The organism is Kaistia adipata DSM 17808, assembly GCF_000423225.1.
In the GTDB taxonomy this organism is placed as follows: Bacteria; Pseudomonadota; Alphaproteobacteria; order Rhizobiales; family Kaistiaceae; genus Kaistia; species Kaistia adipata.
In genome coordinates, this window is the sequence record NZ_KE383991.1 from 146,338 (window position 1) to 169,014 (window position 22,677).

25 protein-coding genes are annotated in these 22,677 nt (G+C 68.5%); 16 read left to right on the forward strand and 9 right to left on the reverse strand.

Annotated features, from left to right (window positions below; genetic code table 11):
- Positions 1 to 13: 13 nt before the first annotated feature.
- Together G539_RS0113555 and G539_RS0113560 are read right to left on the reverse strand one after the other, a co-directional pair.
- Positions 14 to 1,009 (reverse strand): sensor domain-containing diguanylate cyclase, encoded by a 996-nt coding sequence (locus G539_RS0113555; RefSeq protein ID WP_029075676.1) that lies wholly within the window; start codon positions 1,007 to 1,009, stop codon positions 14 to 16.
- A 340-nt stretch (positions 1,010 to 1,349) separates the two neighbouring features.
- On the reverse strand, positions 1,350 to 3,020 hold the full coding sequence (locus tag G539_RS0113560; protein ID WP_084639993.1) for an arylsulfatase: 1,671 nt from the start codon (positions 3,018 to 3,020) through the stop codon (positions 1,350 to 1,352).
- A gap of 476 nt (positions 3,021 to 3,496) precedes the next feature.
- On the opposite strand from G539_RS0113560, the gene G539_RS0113570 reads away from it, so the two are divergent.
- Complete coding sequence (locus G539_RS0113570; RefSeq protein ID WP_029075678.1) at positions 3,497 to 3,937, forward strand: YqaA family protein; 441 nt, start codon at positions 3,497 to 3,499, stop codon at positions 3,935 to 3,937.
- Positions 3,938 to 4,164: 227 nt separating this feature from the next.
- Positions 4,165 to 4,425: a hypothetical protein gene (locus G539_RS0113575; protein WP_156911973.1), complete on the forward strand. Its 261-nt coding sequence runs from the start codon at positions 4,165 to 4,167 to the stop codon at positions 4,423 to 4,425.
- Between the two features lie 136 nt (positions 4,426 to 4,561).
- Here G539_RS0113575 and G539_RS0113580 read toward each other — a convergent pair whose 3' ends face one another.
- A complete protein-coding gene (locus G539_RS0113580) occupies positions 4,562 to 5,713 on the reverse strand; it encodes an MFS transporter (protein WP_029075680.1) in 1,152 nt (383 codons plus the stop codon).
- A gap of 288 nt (positions 5,714 to 6,001) precedes the next feature.
- Between G539_RS0113580 and G539_RS24785 the strand changes: the two genes are divergently transcribed.
- The 4 genes from G539_RS24785 to G539_RS24790 all read left to right on the forward strand — a co-directional run bounded on the left by G539_RS24785 (position 6,002) and on the right by G539_RS24790 (position 9,316).
- A complete protein-coding gene (locus tag G539_RS24785) occupies positions 6,002 to 6,385 on the forward strand; it encodes a hypothetical protein (protein WP_035831367.1) in 384 nt (127 codons plus the stop codon).
- Between the two features lie 114 nt (positions 6,386 to 6,499).
- Entirely contained in the window at positions 6,500 to 7,060 is a 561-nt protein-coding gene (locus G539_RS0113590; RefSeq protein WP_029075681.1) for a sigma-70 family RNA polymerase sigma factor, read from the forward strand.
- Positions 7,057 to 7,734 carry a zf-HC2 domain-containing protein gene (locus G539_RS0113595; RefSeq protein ID WP_029075682.1) on the forward strand — a complete coding sequence of 226 codons (678 nt, stop codon included), beginning with the start codon at positions 7,057 to 7,059 and terminating at the stop codon, positions 7,732 to 7,734. Before G539_RS0113590 ends, G539_RS0113595 begins: the two co-directional genes overlap by 4 nt.
- Before the next feature lie 52 nt (positions 7,735 to 7,786).
- Positions 7,787 to 9,316 carry a S8 family serine peptidase gene (locus tag G539_RS24790; RefSeq protein ID WP_051231378.1) on the forward strand — a complete coding sequence of 510 codons (1,530 nt, stop codon included), beginning with the start codon at positions 7,787 to 7,789 and terminating at the stop codon, positions 9,314 to 9,316.
- A 195-nt stretch (positions 9,317 to 9,511) separates the two neighbouring features.
- Here the strand turns inward: G539_RS24790 and G539_RS0113605 are convergent, their stop codons facing one another.
- On the reverse strand, positions 9,512 to 11,800 hold the full coding sequence (locus G539_RS0113605; protein WP_029075683.1) for a heavy metal translocating P-type ATPase: 2,289 nt from the start codon (positions 11,798 to 11,800) through the stop codon (positions 9,512 to 9,514).
- A gap of 97 nt (positions 11,801 to 11,897) precedes the next feature.
- On the opposite strand from G539_RS0113605, the gene G539_RS0113610 reads away from it, so the two are divergent.
- Positions 11,898 to 12,323: a MerR family transcriptional regulator gene (locus tag G539_RS0113610; protein ID WP_029075684.1), complete on the forward strand. Its 426-nt coding sequence runs from the start codon at positions 11,898 to 11,900 to the stop codon at positions 12,321 to 12,323.
- Between the two features lie 114 nt (positions 12,324 to 12,437).
- Here the strand turns inward: G539_RS0113610 and G539_RS0113615 are convergent, their stop codons facing one another.
- The gene (locus tag G539_RS0113615) at positions 12,438 to 13,364 is read right to left on the reverse strand and encodes an SMP-30/gluconolactonase/LRE family protein (RefSeq protein ID WP_029075685.1); all 927 of its coding nucleotides are present in this window, start codon (positions 13,362 to 13,364) and stop codon (positions 12,438 to 12,440) included.
- Positions 13,365 to 13,554: 190 nt separating this feature from the next.
- Between G539_RS0113615 and wrbA the strand changes: the two genes are divergently transcribed.
- Together wrbA and G539_RS0113625 are read left to right on the forward strand one after the other, a co-directional pair.
- Entirely contained in the window at positions 13,555 to 14,172 is a 618-nt protein-coding gene (gene wrbA / locus G539_RS0113620; protein WP_029075686.1) for an NAD(P)H:quinone oxidoreductase type IV, read from the forward strand.
- Positions 14,173 to 14,305: 133 nt separating this feature from the next.
- Positions 14,306 to 15,217, forward strand: coding sequence for an MBL fold metallo-hydrolase (locus G539_RS0113625; protein WP_029075687.1), 912 nt, complete (start codon positions 14,306 to 14,308; stop codon positions 15,215 to 15,217).
- Between the two features lie 13 nt (positions 15,218 to 15,230).
- Here G539_RS0113625 and G539_RS24795 read toward each other — a convergent pair whose 3' ends face one another.
- Entirely contained in the window at positions 15,231 to 16,055 is an 825-nt protein-coding gene (locus G539_RS24795) for a DUF1499 domain-containing protein (RefSeq protein WP_051231379.1), read from the reverse strand.
- Between the two features lie 244 nt (positions 16,056 to 16,299).
- Here G539_RS24795 and G539_RS0113635 point away from each other — a divergent pair, with 244 nt between their 5' ends.
- A complete protein-coding gene (locus G539_RS0113635; RefSeq protein ID WP_029075688.1) occupies positions 16,300 to 16,485 on the forward strand; it encodes a hypothetical protein in 186 nt (61 codons plus the stop codon).
- Positions 16,486 to 16,630: 145 nt separating this feature from the next.
- Here G539_RS0113635 and G539_RS0113640 read toward each other — a convergent pair whose 3' ends face one another.
- Together G539_RS0113640 and G539_RS0113645 are read right to left on the reverse strand one after the other, a co-directional pair.
- Complete coding sequence (locus tag G539_RS0113640; RefSeq protein ID WP_029075689.1) at positions 16,631 to 17,251, reverse strand: LysE/ArgO family amino acid transporter; 621 nt, start codon at positions 17,249 to 17,251, stop codon at positions 16,631 to 16,633.
- Positions 17,252 to 17,413: 162 nt separating this feature from the next.
- A complete protein-coding gene (locus G539_RS0113645; RefSeq protein ID WP_029075690.1) occupies positions 17,414 to 18,160 on the reverse strand; it encodes an SOS response-associated peptidase in 747 nt (248 codons plus the stop codon).
- Between the two features lie 141 nt (positions 18,161 to 18,301).
- Between G539_RS0113645 and G539_RS0113650 the strand changes: the two genes are divergently transcribed.
- The 6 genes from G539_RS0113650 to G539_RS0113675 all read left to right on the forward strand — a co-directional run bounded on the left by G539_RS0113650 (position 18,302) and on the right by G539_RS0113675 (position 21,313).
- The gene (locus G539_RS0113650) at positions 18,302 to 18,691 is read left to right on the forward strand and encodes a hypothetical protein (RefSeq protein WP_029075691.1); all 390 of its coding nucleotides are present in this window, start codon (positions 18,302 to 18,304) and stop codon (positions 18,689 to 18,691) included.
- Entirely contained in the window at positions 18,666 to 19,103 is a 438-nt protein-coding gene (locus tag G539_RS0113655) for an NUDIX hydrolase (RefSeq protein ID WP_029075692.1), read from the forward strand. The genes G539_RS0113650 and G539_RS0113655 overlap by 26 nt, the downstream gene beginning before the upstream one ends.
- Before the next feature lie 75 nt (positions 19,104 to 19,178).
- Positions 19,179 to 19,613 carry a TIGR02301 family protein gene (locus G539_RS0113660; protein WP_051231380.1) on the forward strand — a complete coding sequence of 145 codons (435 nt, stop codon included), beginning with the start codon at positions 19,179 to 19,181 and terminating at the stop codon, positions 19,611 to 19,613.
- A 155-nt stretch (positions 19,614 to 19,768) separates the two neighbouring features.
- On the forward strand, positions 19,769 to 20,017 hold the full coding sequence (locus G539_RS0113665) for a hypothetical protein (protein WP_029075694.1): 249 nt from the start codon (positions 19,769 to 19,771) through the stop codon (positions 20,015 to 20,017).
- 133 nt (positions 20,018 to 20,150) lie between these two features.
- Positions 20,151 to 20,831: a hypothetical protein gene (locus tag G539_RS0113670; protein WP_029075695.1), complete on the forward strand. Its 681-nt coding sequence runs from the start codon at positions 20,151 to 20,153 to the stop codon at positions 20,829 to 20,831.
- Positions 20,832 to 20,899: 68 nt separating this feature from the next.
- Positions 20,900 to 21,313 carry a VOC family protein gene (locus tag G539_RS0113675; RefSeq protein WP_029075696.1) on the forward strand — a complete coding sequence of 138 codons (414 nt, stop codon included), beginning with the start codon at positions 20,900 to 20,902 and terminating at the stop codon, positions 21,311 to 21,313.
- A 15-nt stretch (positions 21,314 to 21,328) separates the two neighbouring features.
- On the opposite strand, the gene G539_RS0113680 is transcribed toward G539_RS0113675, so the two are convergent.
- Positions 21,329 to 22,663 carry a dihydroorotase gene (locus G539_RS0113680; RefSeq protein WP_029075697.1) on the reverse strand — a complete coding sequence of 445 codons (1,335 nt, stop codon included), beginning with the start codon at positions 22,661 to 22,663 and terminating at the stop codon, positions 21,329 to 21,331.
- Positions 22,664 to 22,677 lie beyond the last annotated feature (14 nt).

Genomic DNA, 22,677 nt, shown 5'->3' on the forward strand with positions numbered 1-22,677 from the left:
ACGTGAAGTAGACCTAGGCGGCCGAGTCCGCGAAGACCACCCGGTCGCGGCCGAGCTTCTTGGCCTCGTAAAGGGCCTTGTCGACCCGCGCATAGAGATCGTCGAAGGTCCGGGAGCAGCCGACGACGCAAATGGCGCCGACGCTGGCCGTCACCGAGACGGGCCCCTGCGCCGTCAGGACCGGCGTGCTTCGCAAGGTGCGCAGCAGCCGGTTCAGCAGGGCCCGGAAGCTGGCCGCGTCGATCTCGTTGGCGGCGATGAAGAACTCCTCGCCGCCAAAGCGCGCGACCAGATCCTGCTCGCGGCAGGTCATGTGCAGCAGCTCGCTGACATGGACGAGAACCCGGTCGCCGACCTCGTGCCCGAAATTGTCGTTGATCGACTTGAAGTGATCCAGGTCAATCAGCGCCACGCCGAGCCCCTTCGTTTCCACGCTCCCCTCGCGCACGTCGAGGAACTTGGAGAAGGCCCGGCGGTTGAGGGCGCCCGTCAGCGGATCGCGGTCCGCGGCCTCGCGCAGCTGATCGGCCTGACGGTGCACATGCATCAGCGTGGCGATCAGCCGGGCCATCGCCTCGAGCTCCTCCGTCTCCCGCCAGCAGAACGCCTCGAGCCGCGAGCGGCCGACATTGAGCGTGCCCAGACAATGCTCGCCGATCGCCAGCGGCGCGTCGAGGCAGGAGAGGATCCCATGCTCGGCCAGGATCCTGCAGTCGAAATCCTGCGCGTGCGCCAGGTCGTTGCAGAACTCCGCTTGCCGGCTCACGAACACCCGCCCCACCATCGTCCCCTCGATCGGGACGCGCATGTCGATTGGCAGGGCCTCGTTTCCCTCCAGCGCGATGAGTTTCAGATGCGTCGTTCCATCGGCCAGCGTGATCGAGGCCCGGTCCGCCTGGAAGATGGTCCGGATCCATCGCGCCACGACCTGCGGGATCTCGGTGGCCGAACGGGTCGCCGCGATTTCGTGGACGAACCGGACCGGCAGGCAGACGGTGTTCGCGTCCATCTCCTCTCCCTTCCCCAGCTGGAGAGAACTGGAAGCCATGTCATTTTCGCAATACGGCATGCAATATTAAATTTTTGCCAACAATTTTGAAACACTAGACCGTAACGAGAAGTTTCGCGACCGAACATTCTCCGATCCGGCCATTATTGTTCACGACGAACACCACCGCAGGCGGAGGGATGACGCTTCGGCAACTCTGGCGCGAGGCCCTTGCCGCCGCTTTCGACGCGACAGGGCTCCGCCTCATCTCGAAGGCGCGCGATGCGAGGATCCGAGTTGATGCCGGACCTGCCGGATCGCTCGACTCCCCGCATCCCGCCTCGATCCGCGCGCGGACCCGCTATTGCTGCGCCTTGGTCATGAATTCCTCGACGACGTTGGACATGTCGAAGGACGTGCCGCCCTGTACCGGCGGATATTCGGCCAAGGTCTGCAGATGCTGCTGCATGAGAACGCCCATCGGCTGAATCAGCCAGGAGACCTTCTGGAGCAGGTGGCCGTAGGAATCCGACGTATCGAAGCTCTCGAACGGGTCCATGCGGATATTGAAGACCAGCGGAACCGTCCTGGGCAGGACATCGGCGTAATAGTCTTCCTTGGTCGAGAAATGGAACTTCCACGGCCCCATGCGGACGGCGGTCAGCTTGCTTTCATAGTAATGAAAGATGTGATCCCTCTGGGAAGCCGGAGCGTCGCCCTTCCAGTAGGGAAGATTGTTGACGCCGTCGATATACTGCTTCTTCTCCTTGAGCATCTGCGCGTTGACATCGTCCACGCCGGCCGCCGCCGCGAGCGAAGTGAACATGTCCTGATGCGCCTGGATACCATTCAGCACCTTGCCCTTCGGCAGTACCGCAGGCCAGCGCAGCATGGAGATCACGCGAACGCCGCCTTCATAGGTCGTCATCTTCTCGCCACGGAAGGGCGTCGTGCCGCCATAGGGCCATGAGGAATGCTCCGGCCCGTTGTCGGTCGAGTACCAGATGATCGTATCCTCGGCGAGGCCCTGGCTGTCGAGCCAGTCGAGCACCAGCCCGATATCATGATCGTGCTGCAGCATGCCCGAACCATGGAAATCGGCTTCGGACGTATAGTCCTCCGCCGCATATCGCCACTCGTCGTTGAGGCGCGTGTAGAGGTGCATCCGGCTCGTGTTCAGCCAGACGAAGAACGGTTCGTTCGCCTGCTTGGCCGCCCCCATGAAATCGAGGGCCTTGGGAATGACCTCGCCGGCATCAAAGTTCTTCATGCGCTCCTGGGTGAGCGGTCCGGTGTCCTCGATGGTCTGCTTGCCGACGCGGCCGAAGCGGGGATCGGTGGTCGGATCGTCCTTGTCGGTGGCCCGGCTATGCAGCACGCCCCGCGTGCCGAAGCGCTGCTCATAGGCCTCGAGACTGCCGGAGAACTCCTTGCCGAAGCGCTGGTAGTCCCGCTGCTCGGATTCCTCCTGCGTGTTGAGGTGATAGAGGTTGCCGAAGAACTCATCGAAGCCATGCACGGTCGGCAGATGTTCGTTGCGATCGCCAAGATGGTTCTTGCCGAACTGGCCCGTGCGATAGCCGGCCGACTTCATCACCTCGGCCAGGCAAGGCGACGCCGCCTGCAGCCCGAGCGCCGATCCCGGCTGCCCGACCGTCGTCATGCCCGAACGGATCGGATACTGGCCCGTGATGAAGGCGGCGCGGCCAGCGGTACAGCTCGGCTGCGCATAGTGGTCGACAAAGCGGATGCCGTCATTGCCGATCCGGTCGATGTTGGGCGTCGTGTAGCCCATCGTGCCCATGCCGTAGGCGGAGACATTCTGCCATCCGATGTCGTCACCCCAGATGATGAGAATATTCGGCCGGCGGCCGGTGGCGGCCTGCTGGGCCTTGGCTTGCTCGAGCGCTGCGAGAGGCCCCAGCGCCGCGGAGGCCGCGAGCACGCTGGAGGTCAGGAGCAGGTTCCGACGTGTCAGCCCGTCATGGGGCTCCGTGACGTCCTTGGTACGCGTCGACAAAACTTCACTCATCGATCCGTCCCTTTCCACTTTTCTGACGAATGACGCACTCGACAAGAACCTGCAGAACTCAGCACAGCAGTTTGAAACGGTCGATCTTGATCTCCAGGTCTCGCCCAGCGCTTCAACGCTACCGCTAGCCGAAAGGGACCACAACCATTTACACCTGATGCAACGCGCCTTGCCTCGACGCCGACCATGCCGGCCGAGGTCCTCGCAGGCAGCCTTGCCCGGCGCGCGCGCCGGCGATTCCGCCCTCCCGAACGGGCGCGGTTCCGGGCCGGCCGACGAGAGCGTGATCGTGTCCCGCCGGCGGGACGACGGTCAGGCCCGCCATCCAATTTCGGACGATGGACAGCCGCCATCCGGCACGGAAGGCGTGGAGAAGCCGGCTTTCGCCCGGACGCGGCCCAATCGGCCGCTATAGTGCTGACGACCGGATCGCATCGCCCCCTCGGGCGACGAACAGACCGCCTGGAGACAGATAGATCACCGCTCTCGCCGCCTATGCCGGGCTGTTCCTCGCCGCGCTCGCCGCCGCCACCATCCTGCCGATGCAGTCGGAGGCGGCGCTGGTGGCGCTGCTCGTCGGCGGCTATTCCCCGTTCTGGCTGCTCGTCGTGGCGAGCGCCGGCAACATCCTCGGCTCGCTGGTCAACTGGTTCCTCGGTCGCGGCATCGCGCATTATCGCGACCGGCGCTGGTTTCCGGTGAAGCCCGAGGCGTTGGCGCGGGCCGAGGGCTGGTATCGCCGCTACGGGAAATGGTCGCTGCTGCTGAGCTGGGCGCCGGTGATCGGCGACCCGCTGACGGTCGTCGCCGGCGTCCTGCGCGAGCCTTTGCCCGTGTTCCTGCTGCTGGTCGCCATCGCCAAGATCGGCCGCTATCTGGTGCTGGCCGCCCTGACGCTGCACTGGATGGGAGGCTGAACGTCGGCCTGGAAAGCCGGCCGGCCACGGCCAGGTTATCCACAGCCCGCCGGCGCTCACGCGCTTGTGCTTCGTGATCCCCGTCGCCAGCGGCGAAGATCAGCCTGACGCGCGCCGCCCCCCCCCGGCTGTTGCCTACCGCCAGATCTGCGTTCCGGCGCGCGTCTCAGCCTTCCCATGCATCCAAACGGGCCCCTGCGCGTTGGGTATCGAGGAGGATTTAGACAATGGCAATTCAATCTGCGGGCTTGAGCCGCGCGTCTTTCGGATATCTGCCGGAAGGCGTCGCGGCGACCATCGGTGAAGGGCAATCTGCCCTCGCCGCGCTCAGGCAGTGGCGTGGGCTCTCCTGCAGCCAACTGAGCGAGCGCTCGGGCGTCGACCTCATCATCATCATGCTGGCCGAACGCGGCAGCGACCTGATGCCCGAGGAAAAGGAAGCGATCGCGCGCGTCCTCTCCGTCGACCCGGACATGATGGGCGTCTAGGGCCGCCCTGGCCTCTCACCGGGGCATTCCCAGCGATAGGGTCCGGAGCGACAACACGAACCCGACCGAGCGCCTCCGTTCCCGCCTTGCGAAGCGGGGCGGCGGGTCGGTCCCGTCGGCCTCCGCCCGCCTGACGTCAGACGCGCAGCCAGCGGCTGCTCGCCGCGACGCCGACCAGCAACAGCGCGATCAGGATGAACGCGCCGGTCAGACTCCAGGCATGCGCCACGAGGCCGATCGCCGCCGGGCCGACGAGAATGCCGGCATAGCCGAGCGTCGTGACGGCGGGAATGGCGATGTGCTCCGGCATCACGTTCTGCCGGCCGATGGCGCTGTAGAGCACCGGCACGACGTTGGAGCAGCCGGCGCCGACCAGGGCGAAGCCGAGCAGGCCAGCCTCCCAGGACGGCGCGAAGGTCGCGAGCAGCAGGCCCGCCGCGGCGCACAGCCCACCGAACACGACGATCCGGCCACGACCGACATGATGGACGATCCAGTCGCCCGCCAGCCGGCCGATCGTCATGGTGACGGCGAAGGCGGTGTAGCCGAGGCCGGCATGGGTCGGGTCGATGTCGCGGATGGTGACCAGGAACACCGCGCTCCAGTCCAGCATCGCGCCCTCGGTCAGGAACACGATGAAGCAGAGCACGCCGATGAACAGCACGACGCCATGCGGCACGGCGAAGGCCGGGCCGCCGCTGCTGCTGCCATAGGGAAGCAAGCCCGGGGCCGCGAGCAGCAGCGCGACGAGGACGAGCGCCACGACGACCAGCGCCGCGACGAAGGGCGAGGCGCCGAGCGCCAGCAGGCCGCTTACGCCGCCGGCGCCGACAATGCCACCGACGCTGAACAGGCCATGGAAGCCGGACATCATCGTGCGGCCTGAGGCGCGCTCGACGATCACCGCCTGGATGTTGATGACGCAATCGACGAGGCCGACGCCGGCGCCGAAGAGCAGCAGCGCCGGCACCAGGGCCGCGAAGCTCGACAGCGCGCCGAGCAGCGGCAGCGCGATCGAGAGCAGCAGCGCGCCGGCGATCACCATCGCGCGGCAGCCGAAGCGGGCCGCGAGCGCGCCGGAGAGCGGCATCGAGACGATCGAGCCGGCGCCGAGGCAGAGCAGCAGCAGGCCGAGCGCGCCGTCGTCGAGGCCGGCGCGCGCCTTGGCGAACGGCACCAGCGGCGCCCAGGCGGCCATGCCGAAGCCGGCGATGAAGAAGGCGATCCGGGTCGAAAGCTGCTCGGTCGCGCCGGGCGCGCGCGTGGCGGAGATGTCGGAGGAAGCCATCGGGACCTGTGCGGCTGGGCTGTTGGCGGAAAGATAGCGCGCTTGCCGGCGGGATTGCCGACGCGGTGGAACCGGGCGCGCCGTCGCAGACGATGGAGATCCTGACGCCAAGGTCAAGCCCGGCGGCGCACGGAAAGCCGGGATGCCGCGAGGAATGGCGGAAATCCGCCCTTTCGAAAAAAGTTCAAAAAAAGCGACGCGGCGCGTGAACCTTTTCCCGCGTCGCCGCGACCAATGGTCATCGGGGCCGCAGAGGGCGGCTCCCAGGGTTCCAGAGGGAGATCCAAGATGACCATTCTCAAGACCATCCGCACCACCGCCGCCGTCGCCGCGCTCGCCGTCGCGACCCTCGCCGCCGCCTCGCTGGTCTCCGCCACCAGCGCCAGCGCCAAGCCGGGCTTCGGCGGCCCCGGCGGCTTCAGCAACGGCCATGGCGGCGGCGGTGGCGGGCATGGCGGCGGCGGTCACGGCGGTGGCCACGGCGGCGGGCACGGTCACGGCGGCTACGGCCATGGCGGCTGGGGCAAGGGTTGGGGCAATGGCTGGGGCGGCGGCATCTATATCGGCATCCCCGTCTACGCCGGCGCCGCCCAGGAATGCTACAAGGTTCGCAAGCGGGTCTTCGTGCCGGGTGTCGGCAAGGTCTGGAAGCGGGTCGTGGTCTGCGACTGAGCGACGAGCCGGGACAGGCCGGGCGGGACACCGTCCGGCCTCCCCGCCGGAGTTGACCGGGAGCGGGCGAAAGCCCACGCTCCGCCGGTCGGGGCGGGATGGACGGGGCCTTCCATGAGCGGCACGGACGACGAAGCGCTTCTCGCGCGGATCGCCAAAGGCGACCAGACGGCGATGCGGTCGCTGTTCGCCGCCCATCAGCTGCGCGTCCATCGCTTCGTGCTGCGGCTGGTCCGCCGCGAGGATGTCGCCGAGGACGTCGTCACCGAGGTATTCCTCGATGTCTGGCGCCAGGCGGCGAAGTTCGAGGGGCGCGCCAGCGTCTCGACCTGGCTGCTCTCGATCGCCCGCTTCAAGGCCTACTCGGCGCTTCGCCGCCGCACCGAGGCGCCGCTCGACGAGGAATTCGCCGAGACGATCGAGGATCAGGACGACACGCCGGAGGTTTCGCTGCAGAAGACGGACAAGGCCGGGGTGCTGCGCGCCTGCATCGGCCGGCTGTCGCTGGAGCACCGCGAGGTGATCGACCTCGTCTACTACCAGGAAAAGTCGATCGAGGACGTCAGCCGCATCGTCGGCATACCGGAGAATACGGTGAAGACCCGCGTGTTCCACGCCCGCAAGCGGCTGTCGGAACTCTGCCGGGACGCCGGACTGGACAGAGGTTGGCCATGACAACGCCCACAATCGACGAACCCGGACGGATCGAGGCGCTGCTGCCGTGGTATGCGGCCGGCACCCTCTCCGCGGAAGAGCGGCTCGAGGTCGAGGCGGCGCTGGCCGAGGACCCGCTGCTGCGGGCCCAGCTCGAACGCATCGAGGAAGAGCGGATGGCGACGATCGCCGACGCCGAGGCAATGCCCCTGCCCTCGCGCCAGATGGCCGACCGGCTGTTCGCCGAGATCGCCGCCACGGCGCCGGTGCAGAGGCCGTCCTGGAGCGAGCGGCTGCTCGCCCCGCTCGGCAACTGGCTCGCCGCGCTGACCGCCCCGCAGCTCGGCATGGGGGCGGCGGCCGCGGCCATCGCGCTGCTCGTGCTCGGCGGCGTCGTCGGCGGCACGATCGGCGGCCGCGGGGTAACGGGAGGTTACCAGACCGCTTCCGGCCCCGAAGCTGTTAACCCCTCCGGCGCCTTCCTGCTCGTCGCCTTCGAGCCCGACGCAAAGGCGGCCGACATCGAGACGCTGGTCGGCTCGCTCAACGCCGCCATCGTCGACGGCCCCCGCGCCGGCGGCCTCTACAAACTCCGGATCGGCGAGGAAAGCCTGAGCGCGGAGGAGCGCGAGATGGTGCAGCAGAAGCTCGCCGCCGCGAAGGGCGTGGTGAAGCTGGTCATAGCCGCCCCCTGAGGGGCGGTTCACACTGACATCCATTGCAACGGTTTTCGCCGGGAGCGACGCCATGACGACGCGCCGTATCGGACTGATTTCCCTCGCTTTCGCGGTGCTGGCGACGACGCCGCTGCCGCAGGCGGTGGCCCAGCAGCGCCTCCTGGTGGCGCAATCCATGCCGCAGTCCTCGGACGGCGACGACGACTGGCGCCGCCGCCAAAAGCGGCCGCGTCCCGAGCAACCCGACCGGCCGCAACGGCCGCAGCGACCGCGCTACCCCGATGTCGTCGGCCCGGTCATCCTGCTGGCACCCGTCATCCTGCAGGGTAGCGAGCGCGAGGTGGCACCGCCGCCCGGCGTCGAGCGCCCGCAGCCGCGCAAGCCCCGCCAGCAGGCCGCCCGCCCCGCCAAGCCGAACAAGACCGCCAGGAAGCCAGCCCAGAGGAAGCCTGCTCCGGCGAAGCGCGCCCCTGTCCAGGCCGTCGCGGCCGCCGCCCCGCATGTCGCCGGCGAGGTGCTGTTCACGACCAGCTCGCCGGAATCGACCGAGGCGATCTTGAAGCGCCACCGCCTGACCCGGATCGAGAGCGTCGATCTGGAGCTGACCGGCACGACGATCACCCGCGCCCGCGTCCGGAAAGGCTCCAGCGCGGCGCGGACATTGCGCGCGCTCCGGGCCGAAAAGACCATCGTTTCCAGCGAGTTGAACCACCTGTTCACCCTGCAGGCCGAGCCGGATGCGGCCTCGAAGCGCGACCTCGCCAGCGTGCAATATGCGCCGACGAAGCTGCGCCTCGCCGAAGCGCACGCGGTCACGGAGGGGCAGTCCGTCCTCGTCGCGATCATCGATTCCGGCATCGACGGCAGCCATCCCGAGCTTGCTGGCTCGCTCGATCCGGCCAGCCCGACCCGGACGATCGGTCCGCACGGCACGGCGATCGCCGGCGTCATCGCCGCGCATCAGCGCCTCGTCAGCGCGGCGCCGAAGGTCCGCATCCTCGGCTTCGACAGCTTCACCGGCCGCGACGGCGTCCCCGCCAACGGCGCCACCCTCGACATCCTGAAGAGCCTGGACAAGGCCGCAAAGGCAGGCGCCCGCATCGTCAATCTGAGCTTCGCCGGTCCCGAGGATGCCATGCTTTCCGCCGGCCTCGCCGCCGCGCGCGAGCGGGGTATCGTGCTGATCGCCGCGGCAGGCAACAACGGCCCGAAGGCGGCACCCGCCTATCCGGCCGCGCACCCGGCCGTGATCGCGGTCACCGCCACCGATCCGGCCGACGCGATCTACAAATCGGCCAATCGCGGCGGCTATGTCGCGCTCGCGGCCCCCGGCGTCGACATCCTGGCGGCGGCGCCGAAGGGCGAATACACCCAGCTTTCCGGCACGTCGTTCGCGGCCGCCCAGGTCAGCGGCGTCGCGGCGCTGCTGCTCGAACGCGCGCCGAAACTGACGCCGGACGCCATGCGCGCCATCCTGACCGAGACGGCGCGCGACCTCGGCAAGCCCGGCCGCGACGACGTCTTCGGCGCCGGCCTCGTCGATGCGGCGGCGGCGATCGAAGCCGTAACCGCCGCGACCGCCAGCGCGGCGCTGCAGTAGCGTCAGGCCAACGTCGCCTTCATCCCCCGCTCCTCCGTCATCCCTGCGCAAGCAGGGATCCATCGGCGGGATGGGCCTCGGCCAACCCTGCGCAACAGAGGACTGGCCCATACGTGGATCCCTGCTTGCGCAGGGATGACGGCCGCCTCTCGGCCCGTTGGAGCCCTGCACAGCCGTCCGGGAGAGGCTCCGCCCCTACCCCTTCTTCGGGACCAGCAGCGTCAGCGCGTTGATCGTCACCAGCACCGTGGCGCCGGTGTCGGCCAGGATCGCCGGCCAGAGGCCGGTGATGCCGAGGATCGTCGTCACCAGGAAGACCGCCTTGAGCCCGAGCGCGATGACGATGTTCTGATGGATGTTGCGCATCGTCCGCCGCGCCAGCCGGACCAGCCGGGCGACGTCGGCGACATTGTTGTTGAGGATCGCCGCGTCGGCCGTCTCCAGCGCCACGTCGGTGCCGCCGCCCATGGCGATGCCGACATCGGCGGCGGCGAGCGCCGGCGCGTCGTTGATGCCGTCGCCGACCTTCGCCACCTTGGCGCCGCCGGCCTGCAGCTCGCGGATGATGCGCTGCTTGTCCTGCGGCAGCAGCTCGGCCCGGACCTCGATGCCGAGATCGTCGCCGACCGCCTTCGCCGCGCGGGCGTTGTCGCCGGTCAGCATGACCGGCGCGACGTCGAGCGATTTTAGCGCGGCCAGGCCATCCCGCGCATCGGCGCGCGGACCGTCGCGCATGGCGATGACACCGACGATCGCGTCGTTGACGAGCAGGACCGAGACGCTCTTGCCCTCGCCGCCCAGCGCGGCGATCGCCGCGTCCTGATCGGCGGTGAGCGGCGTGATCGCGGCCGCGGCCGCCGCCGAGGCCAGCATCAGGCTGTCCGCGCCGACCTTGCCGGTCATGCCCTTGCCGGCGACGGCGGCGATCTCCTGCGCCGAGCCCGGTGCCACGGCCATGTCCGCCGCCTTCGCCAGGATGGCCTGGGCGAGCGGATGGTTGGAGCCGACCTCGAGCGCGGCGGCGAGGCCGATCACCTCCGCCTCGGACCGGCCATAGCCGATGATGTCGCTGACGACGGGACGACCGAGTGTCAGCGTGCCGGTCTTGTCGAAGGCGGCATGATGGATGCCGGCGAGCGTTTCGAGCACGGCGCCGCCCTTCATCAGCAAGCCCTGCCGCGCGCCCGAGGCGAGGCCGGCTGCGATCGCCGCGGGCGTCGAGATGACGAGCGCGCAGGGGCAGCCGATCAGCAGGATGGCGAGGCCCTTGTAGACCCATTCGCTCCAGCTCGCGCCAACGACGAGCGGCGGCAGGATCGCCACCAGCGCGCCGACGACGAGCACGGCCGGCGTGTACCAACGCGAGAAGCGGTCGATGAAGCGTTCGGTCGGCGCCTTCGCCTCCTGCGCCTCCTCGACCAGGCGGACGATGCGGGCAATCGTGTTGTCGGCGGCGATGGCGGTCACCTCGACGCGGATGAGGCCATCGGTGTTGATCGTGCCGGCGAAGACGGAATCACCGACGCCCTTGCGCTTCGGCACGCTCTCGCCGGTGACCGGCGCCTCGTCGATCGCGCTTTCGCCTTCGAGAATCCGGCCGTCGGCGGCGATGCGATCGCCGGGGCGGATCTGCAGGATCGCGCCCACCGCGAGAGCGGATGCCGGGACTTCGCGGATGCCGCCGGCTTCCTCGACGCGGGCCGTCTCCGGCAGCAGGTTGGAAAGCGCGCGAATGCTGGTGCGCGCCCGGCGCGCCGCCACGCCCTCGAGCAATTCGCCGATCAGGAACAGGAACACGACCATCGCCGCCTCCTCGGCCGCGCCGATGATGACGGCGCCGATCGCGGCGATCGTCATCAGCGTCTCGATCGAGAACGGCGTGCCATAGCGCGCGGCCATGAAGGCGCGGCGGGCGATCGGAATCAGTCCGACCAGCATGGCGACGGCGAAGGTGGTCGCCCGGATCTCGGGAACGACATAGGCGACAAGGAAGGCTGCGACGATCGCGGCGCCGGCCGCGAGCGTCAGGCGCGCCTTCTTCGTCTGCCACCAGGCGCCATCGTCCTCGCCGACGTCATGCCCATGCAGGTCGAGCGGAGGCGCCGCCGTCGCCGCGACGGCGGGCGCCTGGCCGTGGCCGTGGCTGTGTTCATGAGCATCATGGTCATGATCAAGATCGTGGTCATGGGCCCCGTGACCATGGTCGTGACCGCCGCAGCAGGCATCGTGGTCGTGGTCATTCTGGGCCGGGGCCGGCGCGGCACGGCCGGCGAGCGGCGCGATGCCGTAGCCGAGCTTGGCGACGATCTTCTGGATCGGGTCCGCCGGATCGACCGCCTCGCCCCGCCGCACGGTCATCGTGCCGGCCGACACCGAAACCGAGACGTCCTCGACGCCGTCGATGCGCCGGACGGCGGTGTCGATCTTCTGCGCGCAGGAGGCGCAGTCCATGCCCGTGATGCGGTAGCGGTCCTGAATTCCCATGGTCTCTCTCGAATTCAGCCTGGTGGTGCAAGGCTCTTGTGTGGTTCGAAAACGACCCTACATCCTCTAGTGACTAGAGGATCAAGAGGTGAATTCGATGAGCAGTTCGGTTCCGATCGGCACGGTTTCCCGCGAGACGGGCATCAAGGTGCCCACCATCCGCTACTATGAGGAAGTCGGGCTGCTGCCCTCGCCGGCCCGCACCGACAGCAACCGGCGCAGCTATGACGCCGCCGCCGTCCAGCGCCTGCGCTTCATCCGCCATGCCCGCGAGCTCGGCTTCGAGGTCGAGGCGATCCGGCAGTTGCTGACGCTCTCCGACCAGCCGGACCGCTCCTGCGCCGAGGTCGACGGCATCGCCCGCAGTCATCTGAAGGAAATCGACGAGAAGATCGCCCGGCTGACGGCGCTCCGCCAGGAGGTGCAGCGCATGGTCGACGAGGGCGCGCACGGCCGCGTCGCCGAATGCCGCGTCATCGAGGTGCTCGGCGACCACACGGCCTGCCTGCACGACGCGCATTGAGGATTGGACGACTTGGTGCGTTGCTGACGGATCGGTTTGCCGCGCGTCGATTACCGCAACACTCGCAACGGAATGCGGACCCCGGGCGAGCCCGGGATCCGCACTGGAACAGACCTACTTCGCCGCCGGCCGCTTGGCCGCCTGGGTGTTCAGGTAAACGGCGTAGAGGCTCGTCGTGCCGCAGATATAGAGGCGGTTGCGCTTGCGGGCGCCGAACTCGACGTTAGCCACCACCTCGGGGATCTTGATCTTGCCGAGAAGCGTGCCGTCCGGCGCATAGCAGTTCACGCCGTCGCCGGCCGAGCTCCAGAGGTTGCCGCTGGCGTCGACGCGGAAGCCGTCGAACAGGCCGAAATCGCAGGTGGCGAAATGCCGGCCCGCGCCGACCGACTTGCCATCCGCCGCGACCGGATAGGCGCGGATGTCGGGCGAGCAGTCGGCCACGTGGGTCGCGCCGGTGTCGGCGACGTAGAGGATCGACTCGTCAGGCGAGAAGGCGAGTCCGTTCGGGCGCACCATGTCGGTGATCACCGCCGTGACGGCGCCGGTGGCCGGATCGATGCGGTAGACGTTGCAGGCGCCGATCTCGCTCTCCGCCCTGTCGCCCTCATATTCGCCGTCGATGCCGTAGCTCGGATCGGTGAACCAGATCGAGCCGTCCGACTTGACGACGGCGTCGTTCGGCGAGTTGAGCTTCTTGCCGTTGAAACTGTCGGCGAGAACCTTGCGCGAGCCGTCATGCTCGATGCGGGTCACCGCGCGGCCGCGATGCTCGCAGGCGACGAGCCGCCCCTCGAGATCGACCGTGTGGCCGTTCTGGTTGTTGCAGGGAGAAGCGAAAACCGACACCGAGCCGTCCGTCTCGTCATAGCGCATCAGCCGATCGTTCGGGATGTCCGACCAGATCAGGTACTTGCCGGCCGGGAAATAGGCAGGGCCCTCCGCCCAGCGGCAGCCCTCGGCCAGCTTCTCGACATGCACGTTGCCCATGGCCAGGCGACGGAAGCGATCGTCATAGACAACGTAATCCTTGGTGAGCATGTCCCCTCCTCGAATTGCTCAGGTCATCGGATGACCACGGAGCATAGGCCAACGAACCTTTGTCGCAAGGCCTCGCCGCCGAAGCGCCCGGCTCAGCGGCACATAGACAGACTGTTCACCGAACGCCGTCTTTCAAAAAATGCTCAGGCCGCCGAATTATGATGCAGTGCAAATGAAGGAAAGCCTCATCATGACCAAGGTCCTCGTTCTCTACTATTCCGCCTATGGCCACATCGAGAAGATGGCCGAGGCCGTCGCCGAGGGCGCCCGCTCCACCGGCGCCAAGGTCGACATCAAGCGCGTGCCCGAGCTGGTGCCCGAAGACGTCGCCAGGGCCTCCTACTACAAGATGGACCAGGCCGCCCCGATCGCCACGCCCGCCGACCTCGTCAACTACGACGCGATCATCGTCGGCGCCGGCACGCGCTTCGGCACGGTCGCCTCGCAGATGCGCAATTTCTGGGACCAGACCGGCGGTCTGTGGGCCCAGGGCAAGCTGGTCGGCAAGGTCGGCTCGATGTTCACCTCCTCGGCGACGCAGCATGGCGGCCAGGAATCGACCATCCTCGGCTTCATCCCGACCCTCCTGCATCACGGCCTCGCCTATGTCGGCCTGCCCTACGCCTTCCAGGGTCAGATGGGCGTCGAAGCGGTGAAGGGCGGCTCGCCCTACGGCGCCTCGACCATCACCGATGGCGACGGCAGCCGCCAGCCTTCGGCCGTCGAGCTCGACGCCGCCCGCTATCAGGGCGCCCATGTCGCTGCGATCGCCGCCAAGGTTGCCGCCAAGGTCGCCGAGCCGGCCTGAAGCTAGCCGCGCCCTCTCCTTCAGACGCGGCGCACTGGAGACGCCCCGGCCCCGTGCCGGGGCGTTTTCGTCCGCAACCGAATCGTCGGGGTCGCTGCTTGAACCCCGGCCCCGATCCCGCTAGCTCATGCGCATGAGCTCCATCACATTCGAGCGCGAGTTCGATCCCGCGCATGGCCGCGCCGTTCCGATCGGCGACAATGTCCGGCGCCTGACGGCGCCGAATGGCGGGCCGTTCACCCAGCACGGCACGAACAGCTACATCATCGGCCGCGGCCGCGTCGCGGTCATCGACCCCGGACCGGACGATCCCGCCCATATCGAGGCCATTCTCCGCGCCACGACGGGCGAGGAAATCAGCCACATCGTCATCACCCATACCCACCGCGACCATTCGCCCGGTGCGGCGCTGCTCAAGGCCGAAACCGGCGCGACCCTGCTCGGCGAGGGACCGCATCGCCTCGCCCGCCCCCTGGCGCTCGGCGAGATCCATATGCTCGATGCCAGCGGCGACACGGACTTCGTGCCGGACAAGCGCCTCGTCGACGGCGAGCGGATCGAGGGCGACGGATGGGCGCTGACCGCGATCGCCACGCCCGGCCATGCCGCCAACCATCTCGCCTTCGCGCTCGACGACAGCCCGCTGCTCTTCTCCGGCGACCATGTGATGAAGTGGGCGACGACCATCGTCGCGCCGCCGGACGGCGCCATGGCCGACTACATGGCCTCGCTCGACCGCCTGGCCGAACGGCCGGAGACGATCTACCTGCCCGGCCACGGGGAGCCGGTCGAGGACGCGCCCGGCTTCGTGCGCGCGCTCAAGGCGCATCGGCGGATGCGGGAAGCGGCGATCGTGGAGCGCATCGCGCGCGGCGACCGCCGGATCCCCGAGATCGTCAGCGCCATCTATCGCGATACGCCAAGGGCGCTGCATGGCGCGGCGGCGCTTTCCGTCCTCGCCCATATCGAGGACCTCGTCGTTCGGGAAAGACTGCGCGCGCCAGAGGGCGTCACGCTCACCGGGCGGTTCGAGCCCGTCGCCTGACGATCCGGCCCAGTCAGCGCGAGCGCGGCGACGCCGGCGGCAGCGGCGGCAGGTCGGTCTCCGGTTCCGTCGCCTCATCGGGCTCCGTCACGCCCTGCAGCGCGAGATCGAGATCGGCGAAGAAGGCGCGGATCCGCCGCACATTGTCGCCGAGGTCGTGCGCGCCGATGCGGCCGGCGGAACGCATGTCGACCAGCGTCCCGTCATCGTCGGAGATGATGCGGATCGAGACGTCGACCGGCAGGGCGAGCACCAGCGTCTTGGCGACGGCCTCGATGCCGGCATCCGCGACCTCGAGATCCGGCCCGTTGGCGGCCGCGATCTTCCATCCACGAGCCTCGACCAGCTTCATCGCCGCCGTGAAGGCGCGCTCCGGCGTCACCGGATAATGCCGGGCGACGATGTCCGGATAGGTCCGCTGCTGCGCTTCCATGTCCGCCGCGTCGGGCGCCGGATGCGCCTGGATGCCGGGCGCCGTGAAGGCGGGGGGATCGATCGGGTCGGTGGAAACGTCGGAAAGCCGCGGCAGCCGCAGCATCTCGGCCATGACGAAGGCCGGCATGGCGAGAATGACAAGCGCCAGCAGGGAGCCCGCCAGCGCGGGGCCAAAACCGCGAACGCCCTCGACCCAGATGTCGCGCATGGCGAGGCCGCCCATCACCAGCGCCAGCAGCGCGAGCCCCCAGGCGATGGCGATCGCGACGAAGAGCGGAATGACGTCGATCCACTCGTAGCGATGCAGCACGCCCGCGACGATCAGGATCGGAATCGGCAACAGGGAGAGGCGCAGCGACCAGTTGGCCGTGCCGGCCTCGCGCTCGAAGGGACGCGCCGTCATGCCGTCACACCGACCCGCCAGGCAGGTTTGACGGATGCGAATTCCGTGGCCGCATGTGCGCGCATTCCCACCTGTTCCTCACCTGCAACAAGCCCACACGAAAATTGACAATGACATCCGCATCTTAACGGGTTGGTAAACCACGAATCCGCCATACTTGAATCTCATATGCGCATCCCCGGCGGCCAGCAGGCGCAAGATCAGTACGGCCTCCGGAGGAAATGCTCAGGAATTCGAGACTATCATGACCCAGGAAAAGCACCCGCCCTTCCGCTCCAAGGCTCAACGCGAGCAGGAGCAGGACCTGCAGGCCAAGTACGGCGAACTCGGCAACCCCGAGATCGTCGCTGCCATCCTGCAGAAGAAGAAGCTCGAGCAGCAGCTCCAGCCGCAGATGCAGGCCGCGCTGACGCCGAACGAGCGGGACTGACACGCAAGATCGGGCATCGCTCGCCGGCCGCCGTGGCCAGCGTCAGACGATGCTTGCCGTCCCACCCCCGGGGGACGTCACGCCGCGCCAAGGCGCGGCAGGCGGCGTGTGAACACGTTCCGCCCCTCCTCGCGCCTGTCGCGCGTCACCCCCACGCCTGCCAGAGCAGCGACGCCGCGATCGACAGCATGACCAGGCCGATCAGGACATCGAGAATCTGCCAGGCGACCGGCCGCGCGAACAGCGGCGCCAGCAGCCGTGCGCCAAAGCCGAGCGTATAGAACCAGACACCGGACGCCAGCATGGCGCCGAGCCCGAACGCGACCCGAGCCTCGCCCGCGTGGCGGCCGGAAAGCGAGCCGAGCAGCACCACCGTATCCAGATAGACATGCGGATTGAGGAAGGTCAGCGCGGCCACCATCGCCAGCGCCGGCCCGAGCCGTATCTCGGCCCCTCCCACGGCGGACAGCGCGTTCGAGCGGAAGGCCCGGCGCATCGCCATCACGCCATAGCTGATCAGGAAGGCGGCGCCCGCCAGCGTCACCCAAAAGAGCACCGTCGGCGCCGCTTGAACGACCGAACCGAGGCCGCCGGCGCCGGCGGCGATCAGGAGCGCGTCCGAGAGGAAGCAGAAGGTCGCGATCGGAAACACGTGGCTGCGCGCCAGGCCCTGGCGAAGCACGAAGGCGTTCTGCGCGCCGATGGCGACGATGAGGCTGGCGCCGAGGAGGAAGCCCTCCACGGCCGGCCGCAGGAGTTCGGACATGTTGTGGATCCGTCTGGACTAGGCGAGGAACCGGCGGATGGGCGCGGAGCCGATCGGGCCAGATCTAGGCGAGCCAGCCCGACGCGTCACCCGGAAAATGCGAGCCAGCCCGCGCCTGCGGCAATCCGAGGCGCTCCCGCCCGGTATTCGCGGATATGGACGCTAGAACAGCTTCAACTGGTCGTCGCCAGGCTTCGGCTTGGCCTTTTCGGCGACGGAGCGAGGCGGCGCCGCGCTCTCGACGACGGCGCGCAGCTGGATCGCGGCATTGTCGTTTCGGAAATTGTTCACCCCCGGCCCGACCGGAATGGGCTCGAACGTGCCGTCCGGCGGCGGCAGCAGCAGCCGCGACGCGCCCTCGCCCCGCCCGGCATCCAGCCCGAGCCAGAGATCGTACTGATCCGGCTGCACCACCACCGGCATGCGCTCATGGATCGGCGCGAGCTCGCGATTGGCGGCCGTGGTCAGGATCGTGGCGGTGTCGATGACATTGCCCTTATCGTCGGCCCATTCGTCCCAGAGACCGGCAAAGGCGATGACGCCCCCCTTGGCCGGCTGCAGATAGAAGGGCTGCTTCCTGCCGTCGGCGCCCTTCTGCCACTCATAGAAGCCGGTGGCGGGAATCAGGCAGCGGCGATGCCGGAACGCGCCCCGGAAGGCCGGCTTCTCGGCGGCGGTCTCGGAGCGGGCGTTGAACAGCAGTGGCAGGGCGGAGAGGTCCTTGGTCCAGGACGGGATCAGCCCCCAGCGCACCAGGGCCGGCCGGCGCTCGCCCCGCTCGGCCCGGACGACCAGGATCGGCTGGGTCGGCGCGATGTTGTAGCGCGGCGGAAACCACTCGATGCGGATCATCGAGAACTCGGCCTCGACGTCCTCCTTCGGCACCGCCAGCGCGTAGCGTCCACACATCCGATTTCTCCGACAGCGGCCATCGCGGCCATTTGGTAAAGACTTCGTAAGGAAGCGCCGCTAACGATCTGCATCCTATCATCTTCTTCGCTGCGCTTCTGCGGCGGCCAACCATGCCGTCGCGGACCCAGGAGACGTTTCATGCCGTTCGAGCCGGCGTCGCCGGAAAGCAATTACCTGAATCACGCCGAGGATTTGGCGATGCTTCTTGAGAGTTTGCCGCATCGGCTCGATCTCGTCGACGGCGTGCTCGCCTGGCGGCCGGCGCAGCGCGGCCCCGTGCTCGGGCGGGCGACCGATCATCGCAGCCGGGTCGCGCTCGACACGCTGGTGCGGCGGCTCGACCGGCAGGCCGCGGCGGCGCAGGATGCCGTCCGCGAAACCGTCAAGGCCGGCAAGCTCGACCTGCTCTGGACCATCGCCGCCGTCACGGAAAAAGAGCTGCGCCCGGCCATCGCCGCGACCCGCGCGGCCCTATCCGCCAGCAGCGGCGAGAAGGAAGACCATGCCTCCCTCGCCCGCACAGCCTGACGCCCCGCCTCCTGTCGGGCCGGTTCTCGGCGTCAGCGTCGCGGTCTGGCGCGATGGCAAGGTGCTGCTGGTCCAGCGCGGGCACGCCCCCTGGCGCGGCGCCTGGTCGCTGCCGGGCGGACGCGTCGAGCGCGGCGAAAGGCTGGCCGAGGCAGCGGCGCGCGAACTCGCCGAGGAGACGGGACTGACTCTCGGCACGCCGCGGCTCGTCGAGGCGCTGGATGCGATCGACCGTGCGGCGGACGGGACGGTGCGGGGGCACTACGTCATCATCGTCTTCACCGCCACGGCCGAAGGCACGCCCGAAGCCGCCTCGGACGCAGGCGCCGTCGGATGGTTCGCGCTCGACCAGATCGACGCGCTCACGACGACGCCCGACCTGAAGCGCATCCTCGCGCTGTCGGAGCGCTGAGACCTTGCAGGCCGGAACGCGGCGAAGGATGATCCGCCGGCACGCGGCAGGCCCAACGGGCGGAGACATCGGGACTTGAGCATCAGGAGAGCGATCCGAACAGCCGGACGGGTGGTGCGGCCGGCCCTGCTCGCGCTCGCGCTCGCCGGCGCGCTGGCGCCCTTCCCTGTCCAGGCGCAGGGGACGCCGCCTCCGGCCGCCCCCGCCGACCCGCCCTATGAGCAGCAATTGCAGCGGCTGGCCGAGATCCTCGGCGCGCTGCACTATCTCCGCCCGCTCTGCGGCGCCGAGGAGCCGGCAGTCTGGCGCGACCAGATGGACCAGCTGCTGGCGGCCGAGGAACCGACCCCGGATCGCCGGGCCCGGCTCGTCTCGCAGTTCAACCACGGCTTCTCCAGCTTCGCTTCCGTCTATCGCAGCTGCACGCCGGCGGCGCTCGCCGCGGTCGACCGCTACATGGCCGAAGGCACCCGACTGACGCGCGACATCACCGCGCGCTACGGCCGCTGAATCGCCTCGCGCCATGTTAACCAAACCGGTCGAATTGTTATCGGCACGTTAACCCCTTCTTCAGGATCCGGGCCCGGGCGCCGCCCGACGTGCTACGTTGAGGTCAGGGCGATTCGTTTTTCTCGCCCGGAGTGATGCGCAAGACAGGCGGCCCCATGGAACACGAACCGGACGAGATCGAGATTGCGGAACAGAAACGCGCCGCGCTCGCCTATCTGACCGAGGCCTGGGACGAGGCGATCGCCGAGGGCATCGAGCCCGACATCCTGGCCCATGCCGCGCTCTTCGCCGCCCTCTCCGACCTGATCGACACCTATGGCGAGGACGCCGTCGCCGATCTCGCCGTCTCGCTGCCGGACCGAATCCGCCGCGGCGAGTTCACGCTCCAGCGCACCATCCAGTAGGCCGCCACCACCGCCTTCCCCCGTCGGCCGCGACTTGCGGCACATGTGCCGCACCGGCGTTCTTTTGACCGCCGGCGCTTGGCCCTGCCCGACCGCTCCGCTATGACTGGCTGACGATTCTCGGGAGGCAGGCATGCTCACGCGGTGGACGATGGCTGGGGTTGCGGTCGCGATGACGGCGCTCGGCGCGACAGGCGCCCACGCGCTCGCCAGCGGCGAGAGCAAACCGGTCCAGACCCAGCGCATCGTCATTCCGCCGGACCCGGTCGACGAGGACGGCGCGACCGCCTCCGATCCGACCGATGCCGCCGCCGCGCCGGCGACGATCACGCCGGACGAGCCGCTGCCGACGATCGAATACGACGTCTCCAAGCTGCCCGAGCCCGTCCGCAAGCTGCGTGAAAAGCTGCTCGAGGCGGCGAAGACCGGCGACATCGAGAAGCTGAGGCCGATCATCGACGCCAATGGCTCGCCGCCCAATCTCGGCGCCGATTCGAGCCAGGAGCAGGACCCGATCGCCTTCCTGAAGTCGCAGTCGGGCGATGCCGAGGGCCGCGAGGTGCTGGCGATCCTGAGCGAGGTCCTCGACGCCGGCTATGTCCATGTCGACATCGGCACGCCGCAGGAAAGCTACGTCTGGCCGTATTTCGCGCGCTACCCGATCAACGATCTGACGCCGCCGCAGATGGTCGAGCTGTTCCGCATCCTCACCTCCTCCGACTATGACGAGATGAAGAGCTTCGGCGCCTATCTGTTCTACCGCGTCGGCATCGCCCCGGACGGCACCTGGACCAATTTCGAGGTCGGCGACTGACCGCCGGCGCTTGACGCCTTCACGCGTTCATGATTTGTTCTCGTCATTCCCAATGGAGAGACGAGATCATGACGGGTATGCAGTTTCATCGCGGCCGGTTGATCGATCACATCCAGCTTGTGGTCGAGGACTACGAGGCCAGCCGCCGCTTCTATGAAGCGGTACTTGGCGTGCTCGGCGTTCCGGTCCTTGCCGGCAACGGCTATTTCTTCGCGGATGATTTCTGCGTCAGCAGCGGCGCGCCGCCGACCGGCCGCTGCCACCTCGCCTTCCAGGCGAAGGACCAGGCGACGGTCGATGCCTTCTACGCCGCAGGCCTCGCAGCCGGTGGCCGCGACAATGGCGCACCGGGTCCGCGCGATTATCATCCGAATTACTACGCGGCGTTCCTGCTCGATCCGGCTGGCAACAACATCGAGGCGGTCAACCACGGCCCGGCGACGCGGAGCGCGGCCTCCGTCGTGATCGAGGCCGCGCCCTGAATTGTCGTGAGGCGCTCAGCCGCGCGGCAGCGCCTCGACGAAGGTCATCGGCTCGCCCGTCGAGGGCTCGGTCAGCTCGCCTTCCCACATGACGCGGCGGCCGCGCACGATCGTGCCGACCGGCCAGCCGATGACGCGCTTGCCGTCATAGGGCGTCCAGGCGGCGCGCGAGGCGATCCACTTGTTGGTGATCGTCTCGCGGCGCTTCATGTCGACGATGGTCAGGTCCGCGTCGTAGCCGACGGCGATGCGGCCCTTGCGGGCGATGCCGAAGATGCGGGACGGGCCGGCCGAGGTCAGGTCGACCAGCCGCTCCAGCGTCAGGCGGCCGGCATTGACGTGGTCGAGCATGATCGGCACCAGCGTCTGCACCCCGGTCATGCCGGAGGGCGAAGCCGGATAGGGCTTGGCCTTTTCTTCCAGCGTGTGCGGCGCGTGGTCGGAGCCGAGCACGTCGATGATGCCCTGCGAGATGCCCTTCCAGATGCCGTCACGGTGGCGCTTGTCGCGCACCGGCGGGTTCATCTGCAGCAGCGTGCCGAGCTTCGCATAGTCGTCGGCGGAGAGCGTCAGGTGGTGCGGCGTCGCCTCGGCCGTGGCGACGTCCTTGTGCAGCGCCAGATAGTCGATCTCCTCGGCGGTCGAGATGTGCAGCACGTGGATGCGCGCGCCGGTGCGGCGGGCGATCGCGACCAGCCGCTCGGTCGCCTGCATGGCGGCGATCTCGTCGCGCCAGATCGGATGCGAGGACGGGTCGCCCTCGACGCGCAGGGGCTTGCGCGCCTCGAGCCGCATCTCATCCTCGGAATGGAAGGCGGCGCGGCGGCGGGTCTTCGAGAGAATCGCGGCGATGCCCTCGTCGTCGGCCACCAGCAGGTTGCCGGTCGAGGAACCGATGAAGACCTTGATGCCGGCGGCGCCCGGCAGGCGCTCCAGCTCGGGGATGTCGTTGACGTTCTCGCGCGTGCCGCCGACCCAGAAGGCGAAATCGCAATGCATGCGGTGCTTGCCGCGGGCGATCTTGTCGGCCAGCGCCTCGGCGGACGTGGTCGTCGGATTGGTGTTCGGCATCTCGAAGACGCCGGTCACGCCACCGAGCACGGCGGCGCGCGATCCTGTCTCGAGATCTTCCTTCTGCTCGGCGCCCGGCTCGCGGAAATGCACCTGGGTATCGACGACACCTGGCAATATGTGCAGCCCGGTGCAGTCGATCACCTTGCCGGCACGGCGCGGGTCGATGTCGCCGATCGCGGCGATTCGCCCGTCGCGCACCGCGACGTCATGGGTTCCGACGCCGTCCTGATTGACGACCGTTCCGTTCCTGAAGAGATATTCGTAGGTTTCCGACATGGCCGCCCTCCCCA

What these genes read in the sequence shown, in the direction of transcription:
- G539_RS0113650 (WP_029075691.1), top strand. Translation starts at nt 18,302, where the DNA reads ATGCCGTTCGAGCCGGCGTCGCCGGAAAGCAATTACCTGAATCACGCC.
- G539_RS0113590 (WP_029075681.1), top strand. Translation starts at nt 6,500, where the DNA reads ATGAGCGGCACGGACGACGAAGCGCTTCTCGCGCGGATCGCCAAAGGC.
- G539_RS0113560 (WP_084639993.1), bottom strand. Translation starts at nt 3,020, where the DNA reads ATGAGTGAAGTTTTGTCGACGCGTACCAAGGACGTCACGGAGCCCCAT.
- G539_RS0113605 (WP_029075683.1), bottom strand. Translation starts at nt 11,800, where the DNA reads ATGGGAATTCAGGACCGCTACCGCATCACGGGCATGGACTGCGCCTCC.
- G539_RS0113615 (WP_029075685.1), bottom strand. Translation starts at nt 13,364, where the DNA reads ATGCTCACCAAGGATTACGTTGTCTATGACGATCGCTTCCGTCGCCTG.
- G539_RS0113635 (WP_029075688.1), top strand. Translation starts at nt 16,300, where the DNA reads ATGACCCAGGAAAAGCACCCGCCCTTCCGCTCCAAGGCTCAACGCGAG.
- G539_RS24785 (WP_035831367.1), top strand. Translation starts at nt 6,002, where the DNA reads ATGACCATTCTCAAGACCATCCGCACCACCGCCGCCGTCGCCGCGCTC.
- G539_RS0113655 (WP_029075692.1), top strand. Translation starts at nt 18,666, where the DNA reads ATGCCTCCCTCGCCCGCACAGCCTGACGCCCCGCCTCCTGTCGGGCCG.
- G539_RS24795 (WP_051231379.1), bottom strand. Translation starts at nt 16,055, where the DNA reads ATGACGGCGCGTCCCTTCGAGCGCGAGGCCGGCACGGCCAACTGGTCG.
- G539_RS0113670 (WP_029075695.1), top strand. Translation starts at nt 20,151, where the DNA reads ATGCTCACGCGGTGGACGATGGCTGGGGTTGCGGTCGCGATGACGGCG.
- G539_RS0113625 (WP_029075687.1), top strand. Translation starts at nt 14,306, where the DNA reads ATGAGCTCCATCACATTCGAGCGCGAGTTCGATCCCGCGCATGGCCGC.
- G539_RS0113575 (WP_156911973.1), top strand. Translation starts at nt 4,165, where the DNA reads ATGGCAATTCAATCTGCGGGCTTGAGCCGCGCGTCTTTCGGATATCTG.
- G539_RS0113580 (WP_029075680.1), bottom strand. Translation starts at nt 5,713, where the DNA reads ATGGCTTCCTCCGACATCTCCGCCACGCGCGCGCCCGGCGCGACCGAG.
- G539_RS0113675 (WP_029075696.1), top strand. Translation starts at nt 20,900, where the DNA reads ATGACGGGTATGCAGTTTCATCGCGGCCGGTTGATCGATCACATCCAG.
- G539_RS24790 (WP_051231378.1), top strand. Translation starts at nt 7,787, where the DNA reads ATGACGACGCGCCGTATCGGACTGATTTCCCTCGCTTTCGCGGTGCTG.
- G539_RS0113645 (WP_029075690.1), bottom strand. Translation starts at nt 18,160, where the DNA reads ATGTGTGGACGCTACGCGCTGGCGGTGCCGAAGGAGGACGTCGAGGCC.
- wrbA (WP_029075686.1), top strand. Translation starts at nt 13,555, where the DNA reads ATGACCAAGGTCCTCGTTCTCTACTATTCCGCCTATGGCCACATCGAG.
- G539_RS0113640 (WP_029075689.1), bottom strand. Translation starts at nt 17,251, where the DNA reads ATGTCCGAACTCCTGCGGCCGGCCGTGGAGGGCTTCCTCCTCGGCGCC.
- G539_RS0113595 (WP_029075682.1), top strand. Translation starts at nt 7,057, where the DNA reads ATGACAACGCCCACAATCGACGAACCCGGACGGATCGAGGCGCTGCTG.
- G539_RS0113555 (WP_029075676.1), bottom strand. Translation starts at nt 1,009, where the DNA reads ATGGACGCGAACACCGTCTGCCTGCCGGTCCGGTTCGTCCACGAAATC.
- G539_RS0113610 (WP_029075684.1), top strand. Translation starts at nt 11,898, where the DNA reads ATGAGCAGTTCGGTTCCGATCGGCACGGTTTCCCGCGAGACGGGCATC.
- G539_RS0113680 (WP_029075697.1), bottom strand. Translation starts at nt 22,663, where the DNA reads ATGTCGGAAACCTACGAATATCTCTTCAGGAACGGAACGGTCGTCAAT.
- G539_RS0113665 (WP_029075694.1), top strand. Translation starts at nt 19,769, where the DNA reads ATGGAACACGAACCGGACGAGATCGAGATTGCGGAACAGAAACGCGCC.